Origin of the sequence: Thiohalophilus sp. (assembly GCF_046483665.1) — a bacterium.
In the GTDB taxonomy this organism is placed as follows: domain Bacteria; phylum Pseudomonadota; class Gammaproteobacteria; order UBA6429; family Thiohalophilaceae; genus Thiohalophilus.
Genome location: NZ_JAWOCR010000006.1, coordinates 1 through 19815, shown reverse-complemented (window position 1 = coordinate 19815; position 19815 = coordinate 1). Strand labels below are relative to the sequence as shown.

The following is a 19815-nucleotide window of genomic DNA, read 5'->3' as shown; positions in this document are numbered from 1 at the left end:
TTGCTGATAAAATCACGCCGCATCTGCTCGACCTGCTCGAACAGGGTCACGTCACGCACGATCACCAGCATCTGGTTCTGGCCGTATTCGACTACACGAATACTGAGCCGGATTGAATCGTCATACGGCGACTGGATGGTCACCTGCTGATCCGGCCATTCTCCCCGCCAGTAGGCGGAAACATCCGGATGACGCAGCAGGTTGACCAGTCTTACACCCACATCCTGCGGATATTTGAGGCGTAACAGCTGACTGGCCTGGGCGTTCCACCATTCAATTTCTCCTGCTTCACGCAACATCACCACCCCGTCGGGTAACGCCGCGGTAGTCTCACGAAAGCGGTTAATCGCTTTAACCAGACGTTTATTGCGCTTGCGGGCCCGTTGCTGCAGGCGATAAATTCCGGTGAATACTTCGCCCCACAAGCCGCTGGACTGCGGCGGTTCCTGCTTGCGATCGAAGCGCAACCAGTGATCCAGTTTTGCCAGCCTGACGAAGTAACTGATAAACCACAGGGAGACGACCAGCAACAGGGCCAGCAGAACATAACCACTCAACCAACCGACGAAAAGCGCCAGCAGCAGACTGGTAATAACCCGCCATAGCTCATTGGTCCAGTTATAGGGCATCCCTCAGACCTGTTTGGAGAACCGGTAGCCGGCACCGCGCACGGTCTGTACGTGACGTTCGAAACCATAGGGCTCGAGTGCCTTGCGCAGGCGGCGAATATGCACGTCAACGGTGCGGTCCTCGATATATACCTGATTGCCCCAGACCTGGTCCAGTAACTGGTCGCGGCTGTAGACCCGTTCGGGGTGGGTCATAAAAAAATGCAAGAGGCGAAATTCCGTGGGCCCCAGGTTGATGGGCTCGCCATTGAGGCTCACCCGGTGACTGGCCGTATCCAGACTCAAACCGGCAATCTCGACTGTTTCGGACGTTTCCCGACTGGCGCTGCTGCGACGCAGTACCGCGCGGATCCGCGCCACCAGTTCCTGGGTGGAAAACGGCTTGGTCACATAATCGTCAATGCCGGCTTCATAACCGCGCAATTTGCTCTCTTCCTCGCCGCGTGCTGTAAGCATAATGACCGGCAATTCCCGCGTGGCCTCATCCCGGCGCAAACGTTTGGCAAATTCCACCCCACTGATCCCGGGCAGCATCCAGTCCAGCAGCATCAGATCCGGCAGTTGCTCGTTCAACTGTTCGCTCGCCTCACGGGTATCTCCGGCCTCTATCACCCGGAAACCGGCCCGTTGCAAGGTATATCCGAGCATTTCCCGAATAGCCGTCTCGTCCTCGACGACCAAGATGGTAATGTCCTGACTCATGGGATTCGTGACACTCCGGTGACAATAACCGTTAATTGTTGCATGACACGGGCATTACAGCCGACCAACATGACAACCATATGACAGCCCCGGGGCCGACACGACAGGCCGAACGCCCCCTTCGAGCCGGCAAAATGTGATTTGGCGCGCACCAGGCAATTCGCGCTAGACTATACAATCGCCATCCGGACTGTCGTAGTCCGGGATACCATACATAGTAAAATAGAATACAGACCGCTGCAGGACAGAAAACGACTATGAGACAGTTCTTCATCGCCCTTGCGCTGCTTGGTGCTTGCGCATCCGCCGTCCACGCTGCCGACTATCAGTATGTATCAGACAAACTGATTATCACCCTGCGTAACGGTCAGGGAAACACTTACCAGATTCTCAAAACCCTCCCGACCGGCACCCGACTGGACGTGCTGGAGAGCAATGACGAGGGTTACAGCCGGGTTCGCACCAGTGACGGGACCGTAGGCTGGGTTCGCAGCCAGTACCTGATGGACGAACCCACCGCCGCCATGCAACTGGATGAAGCCACCCGCAAACTGAATAATCTGCAGGATGAAACCGAAAAACTGCGCAGCGCTCTCAGCGAAGTACAGGCCGAACGCGCCCAGCTGGCGACCCGGCGTGATGAGTTGCAGGCCAAACTCGAGGATGCCGAAACCCGCCTCGATCATCTCAGCGAGGTCGCCGCCCGCCCGATCGTACTGGACAAGGAAAATCGGGAGCTGCAACAGAAAAACGTGGCCCTGGAAAAAGAACTGCAGATCCTCAATCAGGAAAATCAGGCTCTGAAGGATCGCGCCAAACGTGAATGGTTCATCGCCGGCGCCGGTGTCCTGCTCGGCGGCCTGCTGCTCGGCCTGCTCATCCCGCGTATCCGCTGGCGCAAGCAAAGCTCCTGGTAATATAAAGAAGAGGGGCTAGAGACCAGGGGCCAGGCCCCAGGAAGAAACCTCGAGTAGGTCACGCTGGCGGCAGCCTGCGTGACACAACCTCTAATCAGCATCGAAAACCCAACAACCAAGGCCCCAGTATTCAATTTTGGCCACGCGGGCTGAAAGCCCACGTGGCAATTCCTAGGACCTAGCCCCTAGGACCTAGAACCTGTTTCTATGTCATACTAACGTCAGATAATCACTCCTGACCCGATACGACAGATGGCTCCCAAAGCAACCCCCACCGATACCGATTTTGTCCGCTGGTTTCGTGACTCCTCGCCCTATATCAATGCCTTTCGCGGCAAGGTGTTCGTGATCGCGTTCGGGGGCGAGATGCTGGCGGACGAGCAGTTTGCGCCACTGGTGCATGATCTGGCCCTGCTCAACAGTCTGGGCGTCAAGCTGGTGCTGGTGCATGGTACCCGGCCGCAGATCGAAACCTGTCTCAAGTCCCGGGATGCCGAACTGATCTACGTCAACGGTCTGCGGGTGACCGACGCTACAGCGCTGCATTGCGTCAAGCAGGCCGCCGGTAGTGTTCGTGTCGATATCGAGGCGTTGCTCTCTATGGGAGTAGCCAATTCACCCATGGCCGGAGCGCGCATCCGGCTGGTGTCGGGTAATTTTGTTACTGCCCAGCCACTGGGCGTCCGCGACGGCGTGGACTACGGTCACACCGGCGAGGTCCGGCGGGTGGATCGGGACGCCATTCGCCAGCATCTGGATAATAATGATCTGATCCTGCTCTCGCCCATCGGCTATTCCCCGACCGGCGAAGTTTTCAATCTCAGCGCCGAGGATGTGGCCACTGCCGCCGCCAGCCAGTTGCAGGCCGACAAACTGATCCTGCTAATCGACGGCAAGGGCATCACAGACAATCGCAAGCGATTGTTACGAGAACTGACGCCCGACAACGCCGAGACACTCCTGTCGGGGAGCAACAAACTGACACCCGAACAACAGCAAGCCCTGCGCAGTGCCACGCATGCCTGCCGGCATGAAGTCAAACGGGCTCATATCATCAATCGCCATACCGACGGCGCCCTGTTGCTGGAACTTTTCACTCGCGACGGTTGCGGCACCCTGGTCAGTAACGATCCGTATGAAGATCTGCGTCGCGCCACCATCGACGACATCGGCGGCATCCTGGAATTGATCAAACCGCTGGAAACGGACGACATTCTGGTGCGCCGCTCACGTGAGCGACTGGAGACCGAGGTAGAGCATTTCACCGTGGTCGAACGTGACGGCATGATCATCGGCTGTGCCGCGCTCTACCCGTTCATCGACGAGCGGGTGGGGGAACTGGCCTGTCTGGCGGTGCATCCCGATTATCGTAACCAGGGCCGGGGCGATGCCCTGTTGCAGTATCTGGAGAAAACCTGCCGTCAACTCGGCGTCAGGCAACTTTTCGTGCTGACCACCCGCACCGCTCACTGGTTCCGCGAACGCGGCTTCAGGTCAGGGGATATCAAGAGCCTGCCGGTCAAACGCCAGCAGCTGTATAACTACCAGCGCCAGTCCAAGGTATTCATCAAGGAACTGCACTGATGGCTGTCAGCTCCGCTGCCATGGCGCCATTACGCAAAGCCGGTCGACCAACTCCGCCGACACCCCAGCGACCGTTTCTCAAATGGGCGGGCAACAAGTTCCGGATTCTGGAACATATCCTGCCCATGCTGCCGGAGGGCGAGCGCCTGGTGGAGCCCTTCGCCGGCTCGGCCGCGCTGTTTCTCAACAGCGATTACGATCGCTATTTGCTCAGCGATAGCAATGCCGATCTAATCAGCCTGTACAACCTGCTCAAGCAGGAAGGAACCGGATTCATCGATTATTGCGGCCAGTATTTCATACCCCGCAACAATCAGGAAAAACGCTATTACCGGCTGCGCGATCAGTTCAATGAATGCGATGAGCCCCGTTTGCGCGCCGCCCTGTTTGTCTACCTGAACCGCCACGGTTACAACGGCCTGTGCCGTTATAACGCCAGCGGTGGTTTCAACGTGCCCTTCGGCCGTTACAAGCGCCCCTACTTTCCGCAAAAGGAAATGTTCGCCTTTCACCAGCGGGCCCAATGCGCCGAGTTCCTGCTGGGGGATTTTGAACAGACCATGCAACAGGCCCGGACGGGCGATGTTATCTATTGCGATCCGCCTTATGTACCGCTGTCGCCTTCCGCCAACTTCACCACCTACAGCGCCGGCGGCTTCAGCCTGGACGATCAACAACAGCTGGCCGACCTGGCGCAAAACTGTGCCGGGCGCAACATCCCGGTATTAATCTCCAATCACAACACTGCCTACACCCGCAAAATCTATCAACAGGCGAATAAAAACAAACGCTTCAAGGTGCAGCGCTATATAAGCTGCAACGGCAAAAAGCGCAACAGCGCCGGCGAGATTCTGGCATTGTTCAAATAAAACGGGCTGCGCACTTGCAGCCCGTTTTATGTCTTACTCCATCAATTCCACTGACGCGATCCGCATTATTGTTTTTTTCGGATAAAACGTACACCGTCGATGCCATCAAAATCGGCATCCTGCGTCCACAGCGTGGCATCAAACGCCCGGGCCGTCGCCAGCATGACAGAATCCGCCAGCGGCAGTTTGTGTTCAAGCCCCAACTTTGCCGCCTTCAAGGCAAGTGTTTCATCCAGTGGTACAACCTGGCCCTGTTTCATAAGGGCAACCGTCTGCAGGGCGGCATCCTGTCCGCGCTGTTGCAGTACCCGCTTGAAAACTTCCAGCAAGCTGATACTGGGCACAATCAGATTATCGATCTCCAGAATGGGAGTGGCGAAAACATCCGCATTGGGGTTGTCTGCGAAATATTCCAGCCAGCCGGAGGAATCGACAACATTCACACCCGATCCTCGTCACGCGTGATCCCGGTATCGATCCCTTTCAGGAACCCCCGCATGCTGCGCATGTCCCGCACCGGAATAAACTCCGCTCGCCCCTCGTAAACCACCACCTCGATCTTCTGACCCGGCCTGATCCCCAGGCTCTGGCGTACTTCCCTGGGGATAACTATTTGATATTTCTCGGAAACTGTCACAGTCGTCATACCGATTTCCCATCGATAGCAATTTGGTAAAGCATAGTGCCCGGCGAGACGAACGTCAAATAATCAATCAAATCACCGACAAAGCTGCCACGCCACAGAGCTGGCAACGGGAAAGCGAGTACCCCTTCGAGACTCAAGCGATTCGATAACCGTTCAGGGTGATAGCGGAACGATGTGATCACCCTGATGACGATAAAGCTGCCAGTCATTGTCGCCGTTGCGACAGGCACCAAAGCGAAACGGTACGTTGCGGGCATCCCCCAGAATAAAACGGTGATCCTGGAACCAGGCACACAGTCCCTGCTCCCGCTGCTCGATACGATAGAGGGCGGGGAACAACATGAAATCCCGAATATCCTTTAGCATGGCCTTGTGCCAGACATTTCGCGCCAGATCCTGCGCCGCAGTTTCACCATAACGGGATAAGGTCTGCCAGCTGAGCCGACTCAACGGCTGATAGATGGCATTGATTCGCTCGAGCATCCCTGTCTGTTCTTCCTGCAACGCTATCGCCTGTCGGCGATGCAGGTTCACATAACTGACGTGATACTGTTGTGGCTGCTCGATCACGATCTTCCAGTTAAACGGCGACAAAGGTTGCGGCAGGGCATGCACTTCAGCCTGTTCCAGTTCCTGCTGTTGAACATATGTCCGACCCAGATCTCGCGCCTGCCAGGCCTGAAAATGTTGTAACCCGATATACATCGCCAGCGTGGCCAGGCCGACCAGTGCCACCTGTTGCCCCTGTCGGCGCCAGATCCATGCCACCAGCAAGGCCAGAATAATGATCCCGCTGAACCAGAAATCGATAATAAAGGTTGAAGGCAGGGAGAACTTGGCGTAACTCAATGGCGCCAGGATCATGGTACCGAAAGAGGTAATCACATCCCCGAAGATATGAATCCCCAGGCTCATGGCACACACGGCATAAAACGCCTTCCAGTGATACTGACCGCGCCACAGCAGGACAAACAACAACGATAACAACCCGGCCCACAATGGCAACATCAAAACCGAATGCGTGATTCCCCGATGGTGTTTGAGATAACTCAACGGCCCGTCGATCAGCCGCACGAGAAAATCACTGTCGGGGAATATACCGGCCAGAAACCCGACCGTCAGACGGCTGCGCAGTGACAGGGCCCGTCCGGCCGCAATGGCCGTCCGATCCCGGCTCCCGGAGGCCGTGGCCCGCGCCAGCAGAACGCTGCTCAGACCATGTGTCAAAGTATCCATCTGGCATTTACCGCTTAATAATCATTTACTTGAAATCGGGCGCCAAAAAATCCGTGTCTGCGTCACACATTCAAAGCGGAATTAAAGCCGCCCCGCTGCGCGGCCGATGTATACCCCATCAATGATGAGGCCGCCGGGCTTCATCCATGTCGGACAAACCAGGTACTTTGTTAAATGCTCAAAGCACGAATCAATCGCCAGGGAACTCTCCTGATTCTCGAAAAAGACGTGCATACCGCTTACCTGCTGGATTACCTGTTGAGCCGCGAAGGGTATAACGTCGTCAGCACCACCAACTGCGAAATCGCCTCCCAACTACTGGCCAGGATGCCTCCGGCCGAACTGGTTTTTCTGGATGTCGCCTATATCAGCGACAGCCGGTGCCAGTTCATGGAGACCCTGCGCAAAATGCCCGGCTGGCGCAGCACGCCAGTGCTGCTACTGGCGGAACACTATACCATGGAGCATGTCAGTCACGGACTGCAGGCCGGTGCCGATGATTATATCGTGCAGCCATTCAATCACGCCGAACTGCTCACCCAGATCAAGCGCTACTCGCTCAAACTCCATCGCGCTTGACCTTCGGTGTGTGTAACACACCGAAGGTCAGGGGCTGGTTTCTAGGTACTAGGGGCTAGTCCGGCCTATCAAAATCTAATCTATAACAACATAGGCCACGTTGGCGATAGCCTACGTGACACAGTCACAAATCGAAGCAAAGGCAGCCAAATAACGCTGCGCGTAACCTGGCCTTGCCGCTACAGTCCTGGCCCCTGGGACCCGCACCTAGCACCTAGCACCTAGCACCTGTATTCTCATCCCTATTCTGTCAGACTTCACTATCGCTCGGCACGACGTTGAGGACTTCCTCCATGGTCGTCAGTCCCTGGGCGATTTTCTGGGCGCCGGCGATGCGCAGTTTGATCATGCCCTCATTGATGGCCGTGCGCCGGATCTCCGCGGCATCGCTCTCAGGACCCAGCTGGTGGCGAATGGCGGGGCTCATGCGCAGCATTTCATAAATCCCGATGCGGCCCATGTAGCCGGTGTTGCGGCATTCATCACAGCCGACCGGTCCGTAAAAACTCGGCTCACCACTCATTTTCCATGGTCGGGTCAACGCCTGCCACAGATCCGGATCCACCTCGGTCGGCGCCTTGCAGTGCGGGCAGAGAGTTCGTACCAGCCGCTGCGCGAGTACTCCCAGCAGAGTGGCGTTGATCAGATAGGAAGGCACCCCGATTTCGCGCAACCGGGTCACGGCCGAGGCCGAATCGTTGGTATGCAGCGTAGAGAGTACCAGATGGCCGGTTAACGCCGCCTGAATCGCCATCTCGGCGGTTTCCCTGTCGCGAATTTCGCCGACCATAATAATGTCGGGATCCTGGCGCAGCAGGGTACGCACCCCGTTGGCAAAGTCGAGCCCGATATTGTGTTGTACCTGCATCTGATTGAACGCCGGCTCGACCATTTCGATGGGATCTTCCACCGTGCAGACATTCACCTCGGGCTGGGCCAGTTGCTTGAGCGTGGAATAGAGCGTGGTAGTCTTGCCCGAGCCGGTCGGACCGGTGACCAGAATGATCCCGTTCGGCTGGTTCACCATCTGGTTCCAGCCGGTGATTTCCCTGGCGGAGAAACCCAGCGCGGCGAAGTCCTTGACCAGAACGTCCGGGTTAAAAATCCGCAGCACCAGTTTTTCACCAAAGGCAGTCGGCATGGTCGACAGACGCAGTTCTATCTCGCCGCCTTCCGGTAACAGGGTTTTGATGCGCCCGTCCTGGGGACGACGTTTTTCCACCACATCCATGCGCCCCAGCACCTTGATGCGGCTGGAGACGGCAGTCATCACCGGTGTGGGCATATCGTAAACATGGTGCATAACACCATCAATGCGAAACCGGATATGTCCCTGCTCGCGTCGCGGCTCCATGTGAATATCACTGGCACGCTGATCGAAGGCGTACTGCAGCAGCCAGTCAACGATCTGCACAACATCCTTGTCGTTGGCATCCAGATTGCCCGTCTTGCCCAGCTCCACCAGTTGTTCCAGATTGGTGACTCCGGGGATATTGACCGAATCCTTGTCCGAGGTAGCGCGACGAATCGAGTGACTGACCGAATAAAACTCGTTGAGATAACGGGAGATATCCAGCGGGTTGGCGATCACCCGTTCGATCTGCAGGCCGGTGACATGCGCCAGCTCATCTTCCCAGCTGCGAATATCCGGCTCGGCGGTGGCGATAACCGCTTTGTGTTTATCGACCTTGACCGGCAGGATACGATGCTTGCCGGCATAAGCCGAGGACGTCACTGCCGTCACGGCCGTGACGTCAACCTTGAGCGGATCGATTCGCATATAGGGCAAACCGGCACGCTCGGCCAGCCACTGGGTCAATACTTCCAGCGACAGCTTCTTGCCGGGGCGGGTCAGGTCATCCCATTCCTGTTGCGAGATAATCACCAGCGGGTGGATTTCCAGTCGCCCGGTGCGCGCCGGGATCAGAAACTCGTCCGAGGTCTGTTTATCCAGCCGGCCATCTTCCACCAGTGCATGGATCAGTTCATGCAGATTCAAATGCCGATCGACACCCACTTCATGGGATTGCTGTTGCATAGTTGATAAACCTGTTAAAAAGTAACTCTCGCAGAGACGCAGAGCTCGCCAAGAATGACGCAACACAGCGTATTTTTCGCTGCGCCTTTGCACCCATAAAACGGGCATAAACGTCTCTGCGAGAGAATAATGTTAGTTTCCCACACGGTTCACACCTACGTAGGTCACGCTGGCGTTAGCCTGCGTGACATCCTGCCGATACGAGGAGTGTCAGGTAGCGCATTCGCGCAACCTGACCTGCTGCACATGAGTTATGCCTAATTAAATATTAACTCTCGCAGAGACGCAGAGCTCGCCAGGGGTGACGCAACACAGCGTATTTTTGCTGCGCCTTTGCGACTCTGCGAGAAATAAATGTTATTTCCCCGCGCGGATCAGCCCGCCCATGCCGGCCTCTTCGAGTTGATCGTTGAGGTAATGGCGAATCTCGTGCACGTTTTCCATCACCAGCACTTCGCTGAGAATCTCCGAAGCACGCTCGCGACTCAGGTTACGTATCACCCATTTTACCCGCAACAGACTGGAGACACTCATGCTCAGGCTGTGGATCCCCATGCCCAGCAACAGGATTGCTGCGGCCGGATCACCTGCCATTTCACCACACACACTGACCGGTTTACCGTGAACCCGGGCACTGTCCACTACTTGCAGTATGGCGCGGATGACAGCCGGATGCAGGGAATCATACAGTTCGGCAACTCGCGAGTTATTGCGATCCACCGCCAGCAGGTACTGGGTCAGATCGTTGGTGCCAATGGAAAGAAAGTCGACCCGCTTGGCCAGATTGCCGGCCTGGTAAACCGCCGAGGGGACTTCGATCATCACCCCGATCCTGGGCATGCGAATGTCCTGTCCTTCTTCGAGCAACTCTTCATAGGCCTGGTGAATCAGACTCAGGCTGTCGATCAGCTCGCTGACGTCGCTGATCATCGGCAACAGGATATTCAGATTATCCAGCCCGGTGCTGGCCAGCAGCATGGCGCGAATCTGCACCAGGAAAATTTCCGGATGGTCCAGGGTGATACGAATGCCTCGCCAGCCCAGAAACGGGTTCTCCTCTTCAATCGGAAAATAGGGCAGGGCCTTGTCGCCCCCGACATCCAGAGTGCGTAGTACTACCGGCCGCGGCGCAAAAGCTTCCAGTACCTGCCGATAGTTGAGGCGCTGTTCATCCTCGCCGGGAAAGCCCTGGCGAATCATGAATGGAAACTCGGTCCGGTACAGACCGATCCCCTCGGCACCGCTTTCCCGGGTCGGAGTCATATCCGAGATCAAACCGGTGTTGGCATACAGCGGTATATATTCGCCATCGCGGGTCTCCGAAGGCAGTTCCCGTAACGCCTTGAGTTCCTCGGAAAGTTCAACTTCCTGGTCGACCAGCCGGCGATATTCTTCCAGTATGAGATGGGTCGGCGCCACATAGACCCGGCCGCTGTAACCATCGGCGATCACTTCAGTGCCGTCCATACGCGATACCGGCAGATCGGTGGCCCCCATAACCGCCGGCACGCCCAGCGCCCGGGCCAGGATCGCCACGTGCGAGGTCCGCGAACCGCGCACCGAAATCACCCCGGCCAGTTTCTCCGGCGGCACTTGCGCCAGCATGGCGGCGCTGATCTCCTCGCCCACCAGCACTGTCTCGTTGGGGTACTCCAACAACGTCTGGGTATCCTGCTGCAGGTGGGAGAGAATCCGCCGACCCAGATCACGCACATCATCTACCCGCTCGCGCATGTAACTGTCTTCCATCTCGCGGAAGATGCGTTCATGTTCCTGGATAGTCTGGCGCAATGCGCCCTGTGCCCAGTTGCCTTCCTTGATGCGCTGACGGGTCTGACCGGCCAGACTGTCGCTGTCGAGCATCAGCATATAGACGTCGAACAGGGCATGATCCTCGGCCGGTAACTTGTCGACAAACTGCGCCGATAGGTTCTTGATATCTTTTTTGACCGCCGCCAGCGCGGCATTAAAAGCGTCGACCTCGGCATCCACACTGCCGGCACGCCGATCCGGCACCGCATCGATGTCGGCCAGGGTATAAACTACCTTGGCCGTTCCGATAGCTACCCCCGGCGCACCGGCCAGGCCGCCGATCGGGCGGCTGTCATGCGGATGGTCCGGTGTCACCTGACCCCGGATTTCCACCTCCCCGCTGGCCTCGGCATGCGCAATCGCGCCGGCCAGCTGTGCGGCGATGGTAATCAAAAAGGTGACACTGTTTTCATCGAACTTTTCACTGCCGTGCTGTTGCACGACCAGCACGCCGACCACCTTGCGGTGATGAATGATCGGCACACCGAGAAAAGCGTGATACGGCTCCTCGCCGGACTCGGGGAAATAACAGAAACGCGGATGCTCGGGGGCATTATCCAGATTGACCGGTTCGGCACGTTTGGCCGCCAGACCGACCAGGCCGTGCTCCTGACTGAGGCGCACCTTGCCAACACTGCTCGGGTTAAGGCCCTCCGTCGCCTTGAGGACATAGTATTCATTGTCCTGATCGGTAAGGTACACCGAGCAGACATCCACCTGCATGGCCTGTTTGACACGGCGCACGATGATCTCCAGCGCCTGCTCAAGATTGCGCGCCAGATTCACCTCTTCGATTAATCGACGTAAGGTATCAAGCATAAGGGTCCATACAGTGGGATCGGGATTTGACCTGTCTCAGACAGAGTAACACAGGCTGATGACGCAGCCGGTATCAGGCAAGCTGGTCGTAAACCAGTTTACCGCTCACTTTTTTTAATAATGGCTCCAGCTCCGCCAGCGCACACCGGTATACCTGGCGCTTGAACGGGACCACTTCGCGCACCGGCTGCGCCGGACTTACCCATCGCCAGAGGTCGAACTCGGGGGTGTCGCTGGCGTCCAGACTCACTTTACTCTCGGGCGCGATCAGGCGCAGTAAAAACCAGCGCTGTTTCTGACCAATACAAACCGGTTCGCGATGATACCGGATCAGTTTTTGCGGCAGACGGTAGCGCAGCCATTGCCGGGTGGCGCCAATCAGCTCGACATCGTTCTGCACCAGGCCAATCTCCTCGGCCAGCTCGCGGTAGAGCGCCTGCTCCGGGGATTCCTCGCGACGAATTCCGCCCTGGGGAAACTGCCAGGCCTGCTGACCAATGCGCCGGGCCCAGAACAGTTTACCTTCCGGGTTACATAAAATAATGCCCACATTGGCTCTGTATCCTTCGGAATCAATCACTTGCCACGTCCTTTTAAAGCCCTCCACCAGATTCTTTCACAGCCCCCGGATGCTCGCAAATTTTCACACATCGAGAGAAATATTAATATATATTTCAATAATTTAAGTACTTCAGTAGCCGCTCATATACCCGGCCGGCCCCGGCATTCTGACCGCCCGATGCGCCCGGCTGCTTTTCGCCCCGCCGTTTGGGTTATCATGCCTCCTTTTGCGCAAAGCGGGAGGAACACGCGTGGCCCTGGCACTCTTCGATCTCGACAATACCCTGCTCAATGGTGACAGCGATTATCTGTGGGGCTGCTTTCTGGCTCAGCAGGGGTGGGTCGACAAGGACGCCTACGAGCGGGAGAACCACCGCTTTTACGAGGAATATAAAAGCGGTCAGCTCGATATCCATGAATTTCTGGCCTTCAGCCTGCGTCCATTGAGTGAGATACCGCCCCGGGAACTGAGCGAATTACACCGCCAGTTCATGGCCCGGGAAATCTGCCCGCGGATTACCCCGGCAGCCCGGACACTGCTGGACAAACACCGCAGCCGGGACGATTTTCTGCTGATTATTACCGCGACCAACCGCTTTATCACCGAACCGATCGCCGAGGAGCTGGGCGTCGATGATCTGCTGGCCACCGACCCCGAACAGCTCGACGGACGCTATACCGGACAGGTCAGCGGCACCCCCTGTTTTCGCGATGGCAAGGTCCAGCGGCTGGAACAGTGGCTGAAACAGACCGGCCACAACCTGGCCGACAGCTGGTTTTACAGCGATTCGCTCAACGACCTGCCGCTACTGGAGCGGGTGACCCATCCGGTGGCGGTGGATCCCGACGAAACCCTGGCCGATCACGCCCGCGCCCGCGGCTGGCCGATCCTCAGCCTGCGCGAGTAACAGGCCCTTATGTCCATGCGCCATCCATGGGGGGTATTGCTGGGACTGGCGGGGCTCTGTCTCCTCAGTCTGGCAATTTCCCTGACCAGCGGCAGTGTTGTCCTGGAGGCGACCGAGGTATGGGGCGCCCTTTGGCGCCCGGGCCCGGATCTCGCCAGCCAGCTGGTGTGGGAACTACGCCTGCCGCGCAGCCTGGCCGCCCTGACCACCGGCGCCCTGCTGGCGGTGGCCGGTTGCCTGATGCAGGTGCTGGTGCGCAATCCGCTGGCCGATCCTTATATACTGGGCATCTCCGGCGGGGCCTCGGTGGCCGCGTTACTGGCCATGCTGGCCGGGGTGAGCGGTCACTTGCTGACCGGCAGCGCTTTCGTCGGGGCGCTGGTGGCGATGCTGCTGGTCTTTGTGCTGTCGCGGGGCCACGGCCAGTGGAACAGCAACCGCCTGCTGCTGACCGGGGTGGTGCTGGCCGCCGGCTGGGGGGCGGCCATCGGCTTTATTCTCAATCTGACTCCAGACAGCGGCTTGCAGCGGATGATGTTCTGGCTGATGGGCGATCTCGGCTTCGCCCGTCCCGGCGCCCTGCCGACTATCGTTTTGATCCTCGGTCTGCTGGCCAGTCTGCTGCTGGCCCGCCAGCTCAACGTGCTGACCCGCGGCGAACTGGTCGCCGGTTCGCTGGGCATCCGCACCGACACCCTGCACCTGGCGATCTATGTCATCGCCTCGCTGCTGACCGCCACCGCCGTCACCCAGGCCGGCAGCATCGGTTTCGTCGGCCTGGTGATACCGCATCTGATCCGGCTGCTCGGCTACCACGATCACCGTGTGCTGCTGCCCGCCGCGGCCCTGCTCGGCGCCAGCCTGCTGTTGCTGGCCGATATCGTCGCCCGCACCCTGCTCGCTCCCCAGCAATTGCCGGTGGGTATCCTCACGGCCTTTATCGGCGTGCCGCTGTTTTTGTATCTGCTCTACCGGGGGAGTCGCCAGTGAGGTTGCAGCTCGATCAAGTGCAACTGCAGCGCGGCCAGCGGATACTGAATCAGCCGTTTGATCTGCGCATCGAGGATGGCCAGTGCTGGGGCATCCTGGGCAGCAACGGCAGCGGCAAAACCACCCTGCTGCACAGCCTCGCCGGTTTGCATCAGGATTATGACGGCCGTATTAGTCTCGACGGCGCGTCCATCGGCCACATTCCGCGCAAACAGTTCGCTCGCCAGGTGGGCCTGTTGCTGCAAACCAACGAAGAGGCGTTTCCCGGCAGCGTAATCGAGACGGTACTTACCGGCCGCCATCCCCATCTCAAGGCCTGGCAATGGGAGAGCGAACAGGACCGGGCCCTGGCCCGTGAAACTCTGAAACAGGTGGACCTGGCCGGTTTTGAGCAACGCAATCTATTAACTTTATCCGGTGGCGAACGACGCCGCCTGTATATCGCCACCTTGCTGGCGCAGCAACCGCAACTTTATTTACTGGACGAGCCGGCCAACCACCTCGATCTGCGTCATCAGCATCAGCTCCTTGGCCTGTTGCAACAGCTTTGCATTACACAGAACAAAACCGTCATTATGGTCCTGCACGATCCCAACCTGGCCGCCCGTTACTGCGATCATGTGTTGTTATTGCATGAAGAGGGAAACGTGGAAGGCGGCCCCGCTGAAGAACTGATGAGCGCCGGGCGATTGAGCCACCTCTACGGTTACGTTATCCGAAAAGTCGCTGATGAACAGCAGCGGCTGTTTGTGGCAGGGTGAAATAAAGTGCTGAGTGCTGAGTACTTAGTACTTAGTACTTAGTACTTAGTACTTAGTACTTAGTACTTAGTACTTAGTACTTAGTACTTAGTGCTTAGTACTTAGAGACTAGACCGAAACTGGTGCGTGGCACGCACCCGACTAGCAACTAGCCGCTAGAACCTCGCCCCTGTTCAGGGCGCATGCCGCTGCTGTGCCGTCACGGCGGCGCGGCGATCTTCCAGCCATTCGAATACGTTGACCCACTGCAGGCGATCTTCCTCGGCCCGTTTGTCCCACAATTCGTGCACACCAATACCCCGTTCAACGGCATGCACGTAATGCTGGGTATCACGCAGGGTCGCGAGCAGGGGCAGGTGCAGGGTCTTGAGGAAACGTTCCAGGGATTGATAGACCAGCGTATTTTTCTTGGCCCGGTTGGCAATTACGCCAACCCGCACGCCGGCGCTGCGAATCTTGCCAATCAACAGCAGATCCTTGATGAAATGGGTCGCGGCATGAATATCGATGGGTGAGGGCAAGACCGGCACCAGGATGGTATCGACCCGCTGCACGTAATTGACCAGCTGCTGGCCGCTGACGGCGGCGGGGGCATCGAGTATGACTCTTTCGGTTTCGGGTGGCAGGCGCAACTGCCAGGTAGTGGTCTGGCCCCCGCCAGCCCGCTGCCAGGCGCGTACCCCGTGGATAGCCGGCTTGTCCTGCGGGCGCTGGCTGTGCCAGCGTGTGCTGGAACCCTGCGGATCGTAGTCCATCAACGCCGTGGCAAAACCATAGCCGGCATACAGGCTGGCGAGATTGGTGGCAATCGTCGTCTTGCCACAGCCGCCCTTGGAGTTGAGGACCAGGATTCGTTGCATCGTCGGGTTCCGTTGCTTGTCTTTTCAGAGTACACCAGCGGTCAGTCATTAACCAGTCAGCGCTGCCATTTGCACGTGTTCTGCTTCATCTTTCGCGGAGCTGCTTTTCACTTAACCTCATAAGTTTATATAATAGATAAACATAAGTCATTGTTTTACATGCGCTCCATATCTTGTGGTTGACACTGCTTTGAATACCCAGATAATGTGCGCACACTTTCAGGTGCCCCAGAAAGCTCGATTGGGGTGAAACGGGAAGCCGGTGAGTCGCTCGCGACGAGCCCGGCGCTGCCCCCGCAACGGTGATTGAGTCAAGGGTCGTCACGACGCCACTGCATATTCATGTGGGAAGGCGATGGCCCCGGAAGTCCCTTCCACTCATAAGCCCGGAGACCGGCCTGGATATAACGGATGTGTCGCGGAGGGCGACGCCGAAGGTCTGTTATTGCCTGCCTTTCGGATTCCCCTCCCTGCACCACAAAAACCACGACGCGGGTGAGCGTCCAACAGGGGAATTCAATATGCCTATCACAACCGGTCGCCGTGTCATTGCCGCGGCCCTTGCCACACTTTTTGTACTCCCTGCGGTTCAGGCCGAGGAAGAACCCATTATCGTCACCGCCTCGCGGACATTGCAAAGCGCCAACGAGGTGCTGGCCAGTACCTCGATTATCGATCGCGGGCAAATTGAAAGCTCCCAGGCCCGTGATATCATGCAGCTGCTACAGCTGGAAGCCGGCATCGACATGGCACGCAGTGGTGGCCCCGGTGGCAACACCAGTCTGTTCATGCGCGGCACCAACAGCAATCATACGCTGGTACTGATCGACGGGGTGCGGGCCAGCTCCGCCACCACCGGCTCCTTTGCCTGGGCGCATCTGGCCCCTTCCGATATCGAACGAATTGAAATCGTGCGCGGCCCCCGTGCCGCCCATTACGGCTCCGATGCCGTGGGCGGGGTCATCCAGATATTTACCCGCGACAACAAGGGCTCGCACCTCCGCGTTCAGGGCGGCAGCTACAACAGCCGCCTGGTCGAGTTCGGCACCGGCAACAGCAAAGGGAATCTCGATTACAGCCTGAACGCCACCCATCGCGACACCGACGGGTTTTCAGCCACCAACAAAAAAATTGACTCCGTATCATCCTACTCAGACCCCTACAATCCGGATGACGATCCCTATCGCAATAACAGCGTCAGCGGAAAACTCGACTACCGGCTGGATGATGATACCCGGGTCGCTTTCAAGGGCTGGCACAGCGACAGTGAAAGACATTTTGATAACCGGTCCGCACAAGAGGATGTGTTAGACAACCAGAACAGCACCGCCGATCTTCGTCTGACCCGCCAGTCCGGCGCCAACTGGGAACAACAACTGAGTGTCGGCTATGCCCGGGACGAGATCGAGACAGACTCCAGTAATCCCTCCTTTGTTCGCACCAACCGGCTAATGGCCGACTGGAAACACGATCTGACTCTGTCGGACAATGCACTGCTGACCGCCGGTATCAGCACGGTCGAGGAAGATACTCTGAATATCAACCGCAGTACCGATGCCACGGTGTTCGACGAAAGTATCCGCAATGACGGCCTGTTTACCTCGCTGCAATATTTTGCCGGCAAGCATGATATACAACTGAGCGGGCGGGTGGACGACCACGAGACCTTCGGCTCCCACAACACTGGCCAGGCGGCCTGGGGCTATCAGCTCCACAAGCAACACCGGTTGTTTGCCTCTTATGGCACGGCATTTCATGCACCCACCGCCAATGACCTTTTTTATCCCGGCTACGGCAATTCTGATATTAAGCCAGAAGAATCTACCTCGTTCGAACTGGGTACGAAAAGCCGGTTCGGGGCACAGCAACTGGCGATCAGTCTCTACCATACCGAGATTGATAATCTGATCAGTTATTCCAGTACTGAGAACCAAGCTATCAATATTGACAAGGCCAGTATAAAAGGGATCGAGGTTGTACACCGCTACCAGGCCAAAACCTGGCAGCTGAAAAGCCAGCTGACCCTGCAGGACCCGATAGACGACGAAACCGGCGAGGATCTGGATCGCCGCGCCGGGGAAAAACTCTCTGTGAACTATACCCGCCAGTTTGAAAACGACAGTCAACTGGGTGTGGAGTGGTTGTATCGCTCGAAAAGAAAGGATGACGATAACTGGCTGGATGCCTATCAGCTGGTTAACCTTTCAGGCCAGTACCGGCTCGCCAGCGACTTCTGGTTCGAGGGGCGGGTGGATAATCTGCTCGACGAGGAGTATGAACTCCAGTACGGCTACAATACCGCCGGCCTTTCCGGTTACGCCGGCGTGCGTTATCACTTTTAATAAACATGACCAGCCCGGCATCAGCGCACCACAGGATGTTCCCGTCCTTCCGGCTGATGGCATTTGTTATGCTGTCGGTCGGGGTGCATGCCGGAATCTTGCTGGCGCCTCACTCTTCGCCGTCAATACAGAGCGTCCGCAGCAGCACCATGCAGGTACAACTGGAGCAGGGTAAAACATCCGATCCAGAGGCTCACACCGACTCTGCCGACAGGCCCGAGGTTACTGCTAAGCCGATCACACCCTCACCGGAACCGGAACCTGTCCCCGAACCGAGAATCAGTCACACCGGGAAGATCCCCCCCCCTCCCGAAACTCAACCCGAGACAACGCCAGTCGAACAACCTGCCGAACCGGCCACGCAACAGTCTGCTGAAAGTTCTGATGCACCAAAGCCGGCACGCTTTGATCCGCAAAGCGCGGATCATGCGATTGATCAGACGCTGTTACAAAGCCAGGTCAAGGCACGTCTGCAGGAGAGTCTCAAACTACATCTTGAGTATCCGGAGATGGCCCGGCGGCGCGGCTGGGAAGGGGAAGTCACCATCTCGGTGCAACTCGATCGCGAAGGCAAGATCATGGATGTCGCCATACGTGAAAGCTCGGGCTATCGGATACTGGATGACAATACCCTGAACACCCTTAAAAACCTGCCTCGGCTCGAAGGCGTAGGCACAATGCTCGATGGCAAAGGGATTACCCTTCAATTACCCGTCATTTATCAACTCAGCAGGATCTAATCATGGGAAACCGTTTATCAAAAATCTATACACGGACCGGCGATGAAGGTACGACCGGTCTGGGTGACGGCTCACGAGTGAGCAAGACTCATCCGCGCGTCGAAACCTTCGGGACCATCGATGAATTGAACAGTATAATGGGTATGATCCTCGCGCATGATCTCCCCCCGGATGTACGTAACTGTTTTGTGGCCATCCAGCATGACCTGTTTGATCTGGGGGGCGAGCTGAGCGTACCCGGTTATGAAGCTGTGGATGCATCGTATACTGAACGGCTGGAACGGGAACTGGATGCCTTTAACGAGACCCTCCCTGCCCTGAAGGAGTTCATTCTTCCCGCCGGTGGCATCGCTACCTCCACCTGCCATCTGGCCCGCGCAGTCTGCCGTCGTGCCGAGCGTGATGCCGTGGCCCTGGCAGCCTCCGAGGCAATCAACCCGGCCGGGCTGATCTATCTCAACCGACTTTCCGATCTGCTATTTGTTATAGCCCGGGTACTGGCCCGTTTTGAAAACGGTGAGGAAGTGCTGTGGCAACCCGGCAAAAACCGGTAACCAACATGTCCCGACTCTTACGTTACAGTCTGCTGGCCAGTCTGTTATTCCTGAGCATACCGGCAAATACCACGACGGACTGCCCCCGGATCATCAGCCAATCGCCCTATATCACCCATACCCTGGACTGGCTGGGATTAAAAGACTGTATCGTCGGTGCCAGCCGTTACGATCAATTAGAGGTGCCCGAAACCGGCGGCGTGATGGATCCGGACGGCGAGATCATCGCCAGCCTGGAACCGGCTATCCTGTTCACCTCCGACTGGAC

General features: G+C 57.4%; 19 protein-coding genes, 1 pseudogene and 1 riboswitch. Of the genes and pseudogenes, 11 read left to right on the top strand and 9 right to left on the bottom strand.

Translation table 11 applies throughout. The annotated features are described in order from the left end of the window. On the bottom strand, window positions 1-629 hold a 629-nt coding region (locus R6U90_RS01785), incomplete at its 3' end, for a phosphate regulon sensor protein PhoR (RefSeq protein ID WP_410350945.1). A gap of 3 nt (window positions 630-632) precedes the next feature. After that, window positions 633-1331 (bottom strand): phosphate regulon transcriptional regulator PhoB, encoded by a 699-nt coding sequence (phoB, locus tag R6U90_RS01780; protein ID WP_410350944.1) that lies wholly within the window; start codon window positions 1329-1331, stop codon window positions 633-635. Window positions 1332-1588: 257 nt separating this feature from the next. Here phoB and R6U90_RS01775 point away from each other — a divergent pair, with 257 nt between their 5' ends. The 3 genes from R6U90_RS01775 to R6U90_RS01765 all read left to right on the top strand — a co-directional run bounded on the left by R6U90_RS01775 (window position 1589) and on the right by R6U90_RS01765 (window position 4701). Continuing rightward, a complete protein-coding gene (locus tag R6U90_RS01775) occupies window positions 1589-2248 on the top strand; it encodes a TIGR04211 family SH3 domain-containing protein (protein WP_410350943.1) in 660 nt (219 codons plus the stop codon). A 252-nt stretch (window positions 2249-2500) separates the two neighbouring features. Then, a complete protein-coding gene (argA, locus tag R6U90_RS01770) occupies window positions 2501-3832 on the top strand; it encodes an amino-acid N-acetyltransferase (protein ID WP_410350942.1) in 1332 nt (443 codons plus the stop codon). 20 nt (window positions 3833-3852) lie between these two features. Beyond that, window positions 3853-4701, top strand: coding sequence for a Dam family site-specific DNA-(adenine-N6)-methyltransferase (locus R6U90_RS01765; protein ID WP_410350946.1), 849 nt, complete (start codon window positions 3853-3855; stop codon window positions 4699-4701). A 65-nt stretch (window positions 4702-4766) separates the two neighbouring features. Here R6U90_RS01765 and R6U90_RS01760 read toward each other — a convergent pair whose 3' ends face one another. From R6U90_RS01760 to R6U90_RS01750, 3 genes are all read right to left on the bottom strand, one after another. After that, window positions 4767-5144: a type II toxin-antitoxin system VapC family toxin gene (locus R6U90_RS01760; RefSeq protein ID WP_410350941.1), complete on the bottom strand. Its 378-nt coding sequence runs from the start codon at window positions 5142-5144 to the stop codon at window positions 4767-4769. After that, on the bottom strand, window positions 5141-5347 hold the full coding sequence (locus tag R6U90_RS01755) for an AbrB/MazE/SpoVT family DNA-binding domain-containing protein (protein WP_410350940.1): 207 nt from the start codon (window positions 5345-5347) through the stop codon (window positions 5141-5143). Before R6U90_RS01755 ends, R6U90_RS01760 begins: the two co-directional genes overlap by 4 nt. Window positions 5348-5500: 153 nt before the next feature. After that, a complete protein-coding gene (locus R6U90_RS01750; protein ID WP_410350939.1) occupies window positions 5501-6583 on the bottom strand; it encodes a metal-dependent hydrolase in 1083 nt (360 codons plus the stop codon). 174 nt (window positions 6584-6757) lie between these two features. Between R6U90_RS01750 and R6U90_RS01745 the strand changes: the two genes are divergently transcribed. Beyond that, window positions 6758-7162 carry a two-component system response regulator gene (locus R6U90_RS01745; protein WP_410350938.1) on the top strand — a complete coding sequence of 135 codons (405 nt, stop codon included), beginning with the start codon at window positions 6758-6760 and terminating at the stop codon, window positions 7160-7162. 250 nt (window positions 7163-7412) lie between these two features. Here R6U90_RS01745 and R6U90_RS01740 read toward each other — a convergent pair whose 3' ends face one another. The 3 genes from R6U90_RS01740 to R6U90_RS01730 all read right to left on the bottom strand — a co-directional run bounded on the left by R6U90_RS01740 (window position 7413) and on the right by R6U90_RS01730 (window position 12411). Beyond that, on the bottom strand, window positions 7413-9200 hold the full coding sequence (locus R6U90_RS01740) for a GspE/PulE family protein (protein ID WP_410350937.1): 1788 nt from the start codon (window positions 9198-9200) through the stop codon (window positions 7413-7415). 357 nt (window positions 9201-9557) lie between these two features. Continuing rightward, window positions 9558-11831, bottom strand: coding sequence for a phosphoenolpyruvate--protein phosphotransferase (gene ptsP, locus R6U90_RS01735; protein WP_410350936.1), 2274 nt, complete (start codon window positions 11829-11831; stop codon window positions 9558-9560). Between the two features lie 73 nt (window positions 11832-11904). Then, complete coding sequence (locus tag R6U90_RS01730) at window positions 11905-12411, bottom strand: RNA pyrophosphohydrolase (RefSeq protein ID WP_410350935.1); 507 nt, start codon at window positions 12409-12411, stop codon at window positions 11905-11907. 232 nt (window positions 12412-12643) lie between these two features. On the opposite strand from R6U90_RS01730, the gene R6U90_RS01725 reads away from it, so the two are divergent. Genes R6U90_RS01725 through R6U90_RS01715 form a run of 3 tightly spaced genes read left to right on the top strand, consistent with a single transcriptional unit; the run spans window position 12644 to window position 15051 of the window. Then, window positions 12644-13300, top strand: coding sequence for an HAD family hydrolase (locus R6U90_RS01725; protein WP_410350934.1), 657 nt, complete (start codon window positions 12644-12646; stop codon window positions 13298-13300). Window positions 13301-13315: 15 nt separating this feature from the next. Continuing rightward, a complete protein-coding gene (locus R6U90_RS01720; RefSeq protein ID WP_410350933.1) occupies window positions 13316-14290 on the top strand; it encodes a FecCD family ABC transporter permease in 975 nt (324 codons plus the stop codon). After that, complete coding sequence (locus R6U90_RS01715; protein WP_410350932.1) at window positions 14287-15051, top strand: ABC transporter ATP-binding protein; 765 nt, start codon at window positions 14287-14289, stop codon at window positions 15049-15051. Before R6U90_RS01720 ends, R6U90_RS01715 begins: the two co-directional genes overlap by 4 nt. Before the next feature lie 173 nt (window positions 15052-15224). On the opposite strand, the gene R6U90_RS01710 is transcribed toward R6U90_RS01715, so the two are convergent. After that, window positions 15225-15911 carry an AAA family ATPase gene (locus R6U90_RS01710; protein WP_410350931.1) on the bottom strand — a complete coding sequence of 229 codons (687 nt, stop codon included), beginning with the start codon at window positions 15909-15911 and terminating at the stop codon, window positions 15225-15227. Window positions 15912-16115: 204 nt separating this feature from the next. Continuing rightward, window positions 16116-16328: riboswitch (cobalamin riboswitch) on the top strand. 104 nt (window positions 16329-16432) lie between these two features. Between R6U90_RS01710 and R6U90_RS01705 the strand changes: the two genes are divergently transcribed. The 4 genes and pseudogenes from R6U90_RS01705 to R6U90_RS01690 form a co-directional block, all read left to right on the top strand. Beyond that, the gene (locus R6U90_RS01705; RefSeq protein ID WP_410350930.1) at window positions 16433-18253 is read left to right on the top strand and encodes a TonB-dependent receptor domain-containing protein; all 1821 of its coding nucleotides are present in this window, start codon (window positions 16433-16435) and stop codon (window positions 18251-18253) included. 56 nt (window positions 18254-18309) lie between these two features. Beyond that, complete coding sequence (locus tag R6U90_RS01700; protein ID WP_410350929.1) at window positions 18310-18993, top strand: energy transducer TonB; 684 nt, start codon at window positions 18310-18312, stop codon at window positions 18991-18993. 2 nt (window positions 18994-18995) lie between these two features. Beyond that, complete coding sequence (locus tag R6U90_RS01695; protein WP_410350928.1) at window positions 18996-19547, top strand: cob(I)yrinic acid a,c-diamide adenosyltransferase; 552 nt, start codon at window positions 18996-18998, stop codon at window positions 19545-19547. Window positions 19548-19552: 5 nt separating this feature from the next. Then, window positions 19553-19815, top strand: a pseudogene (locus R6U90_RS01690) (hypothetical protein); the annotation flags it as partial.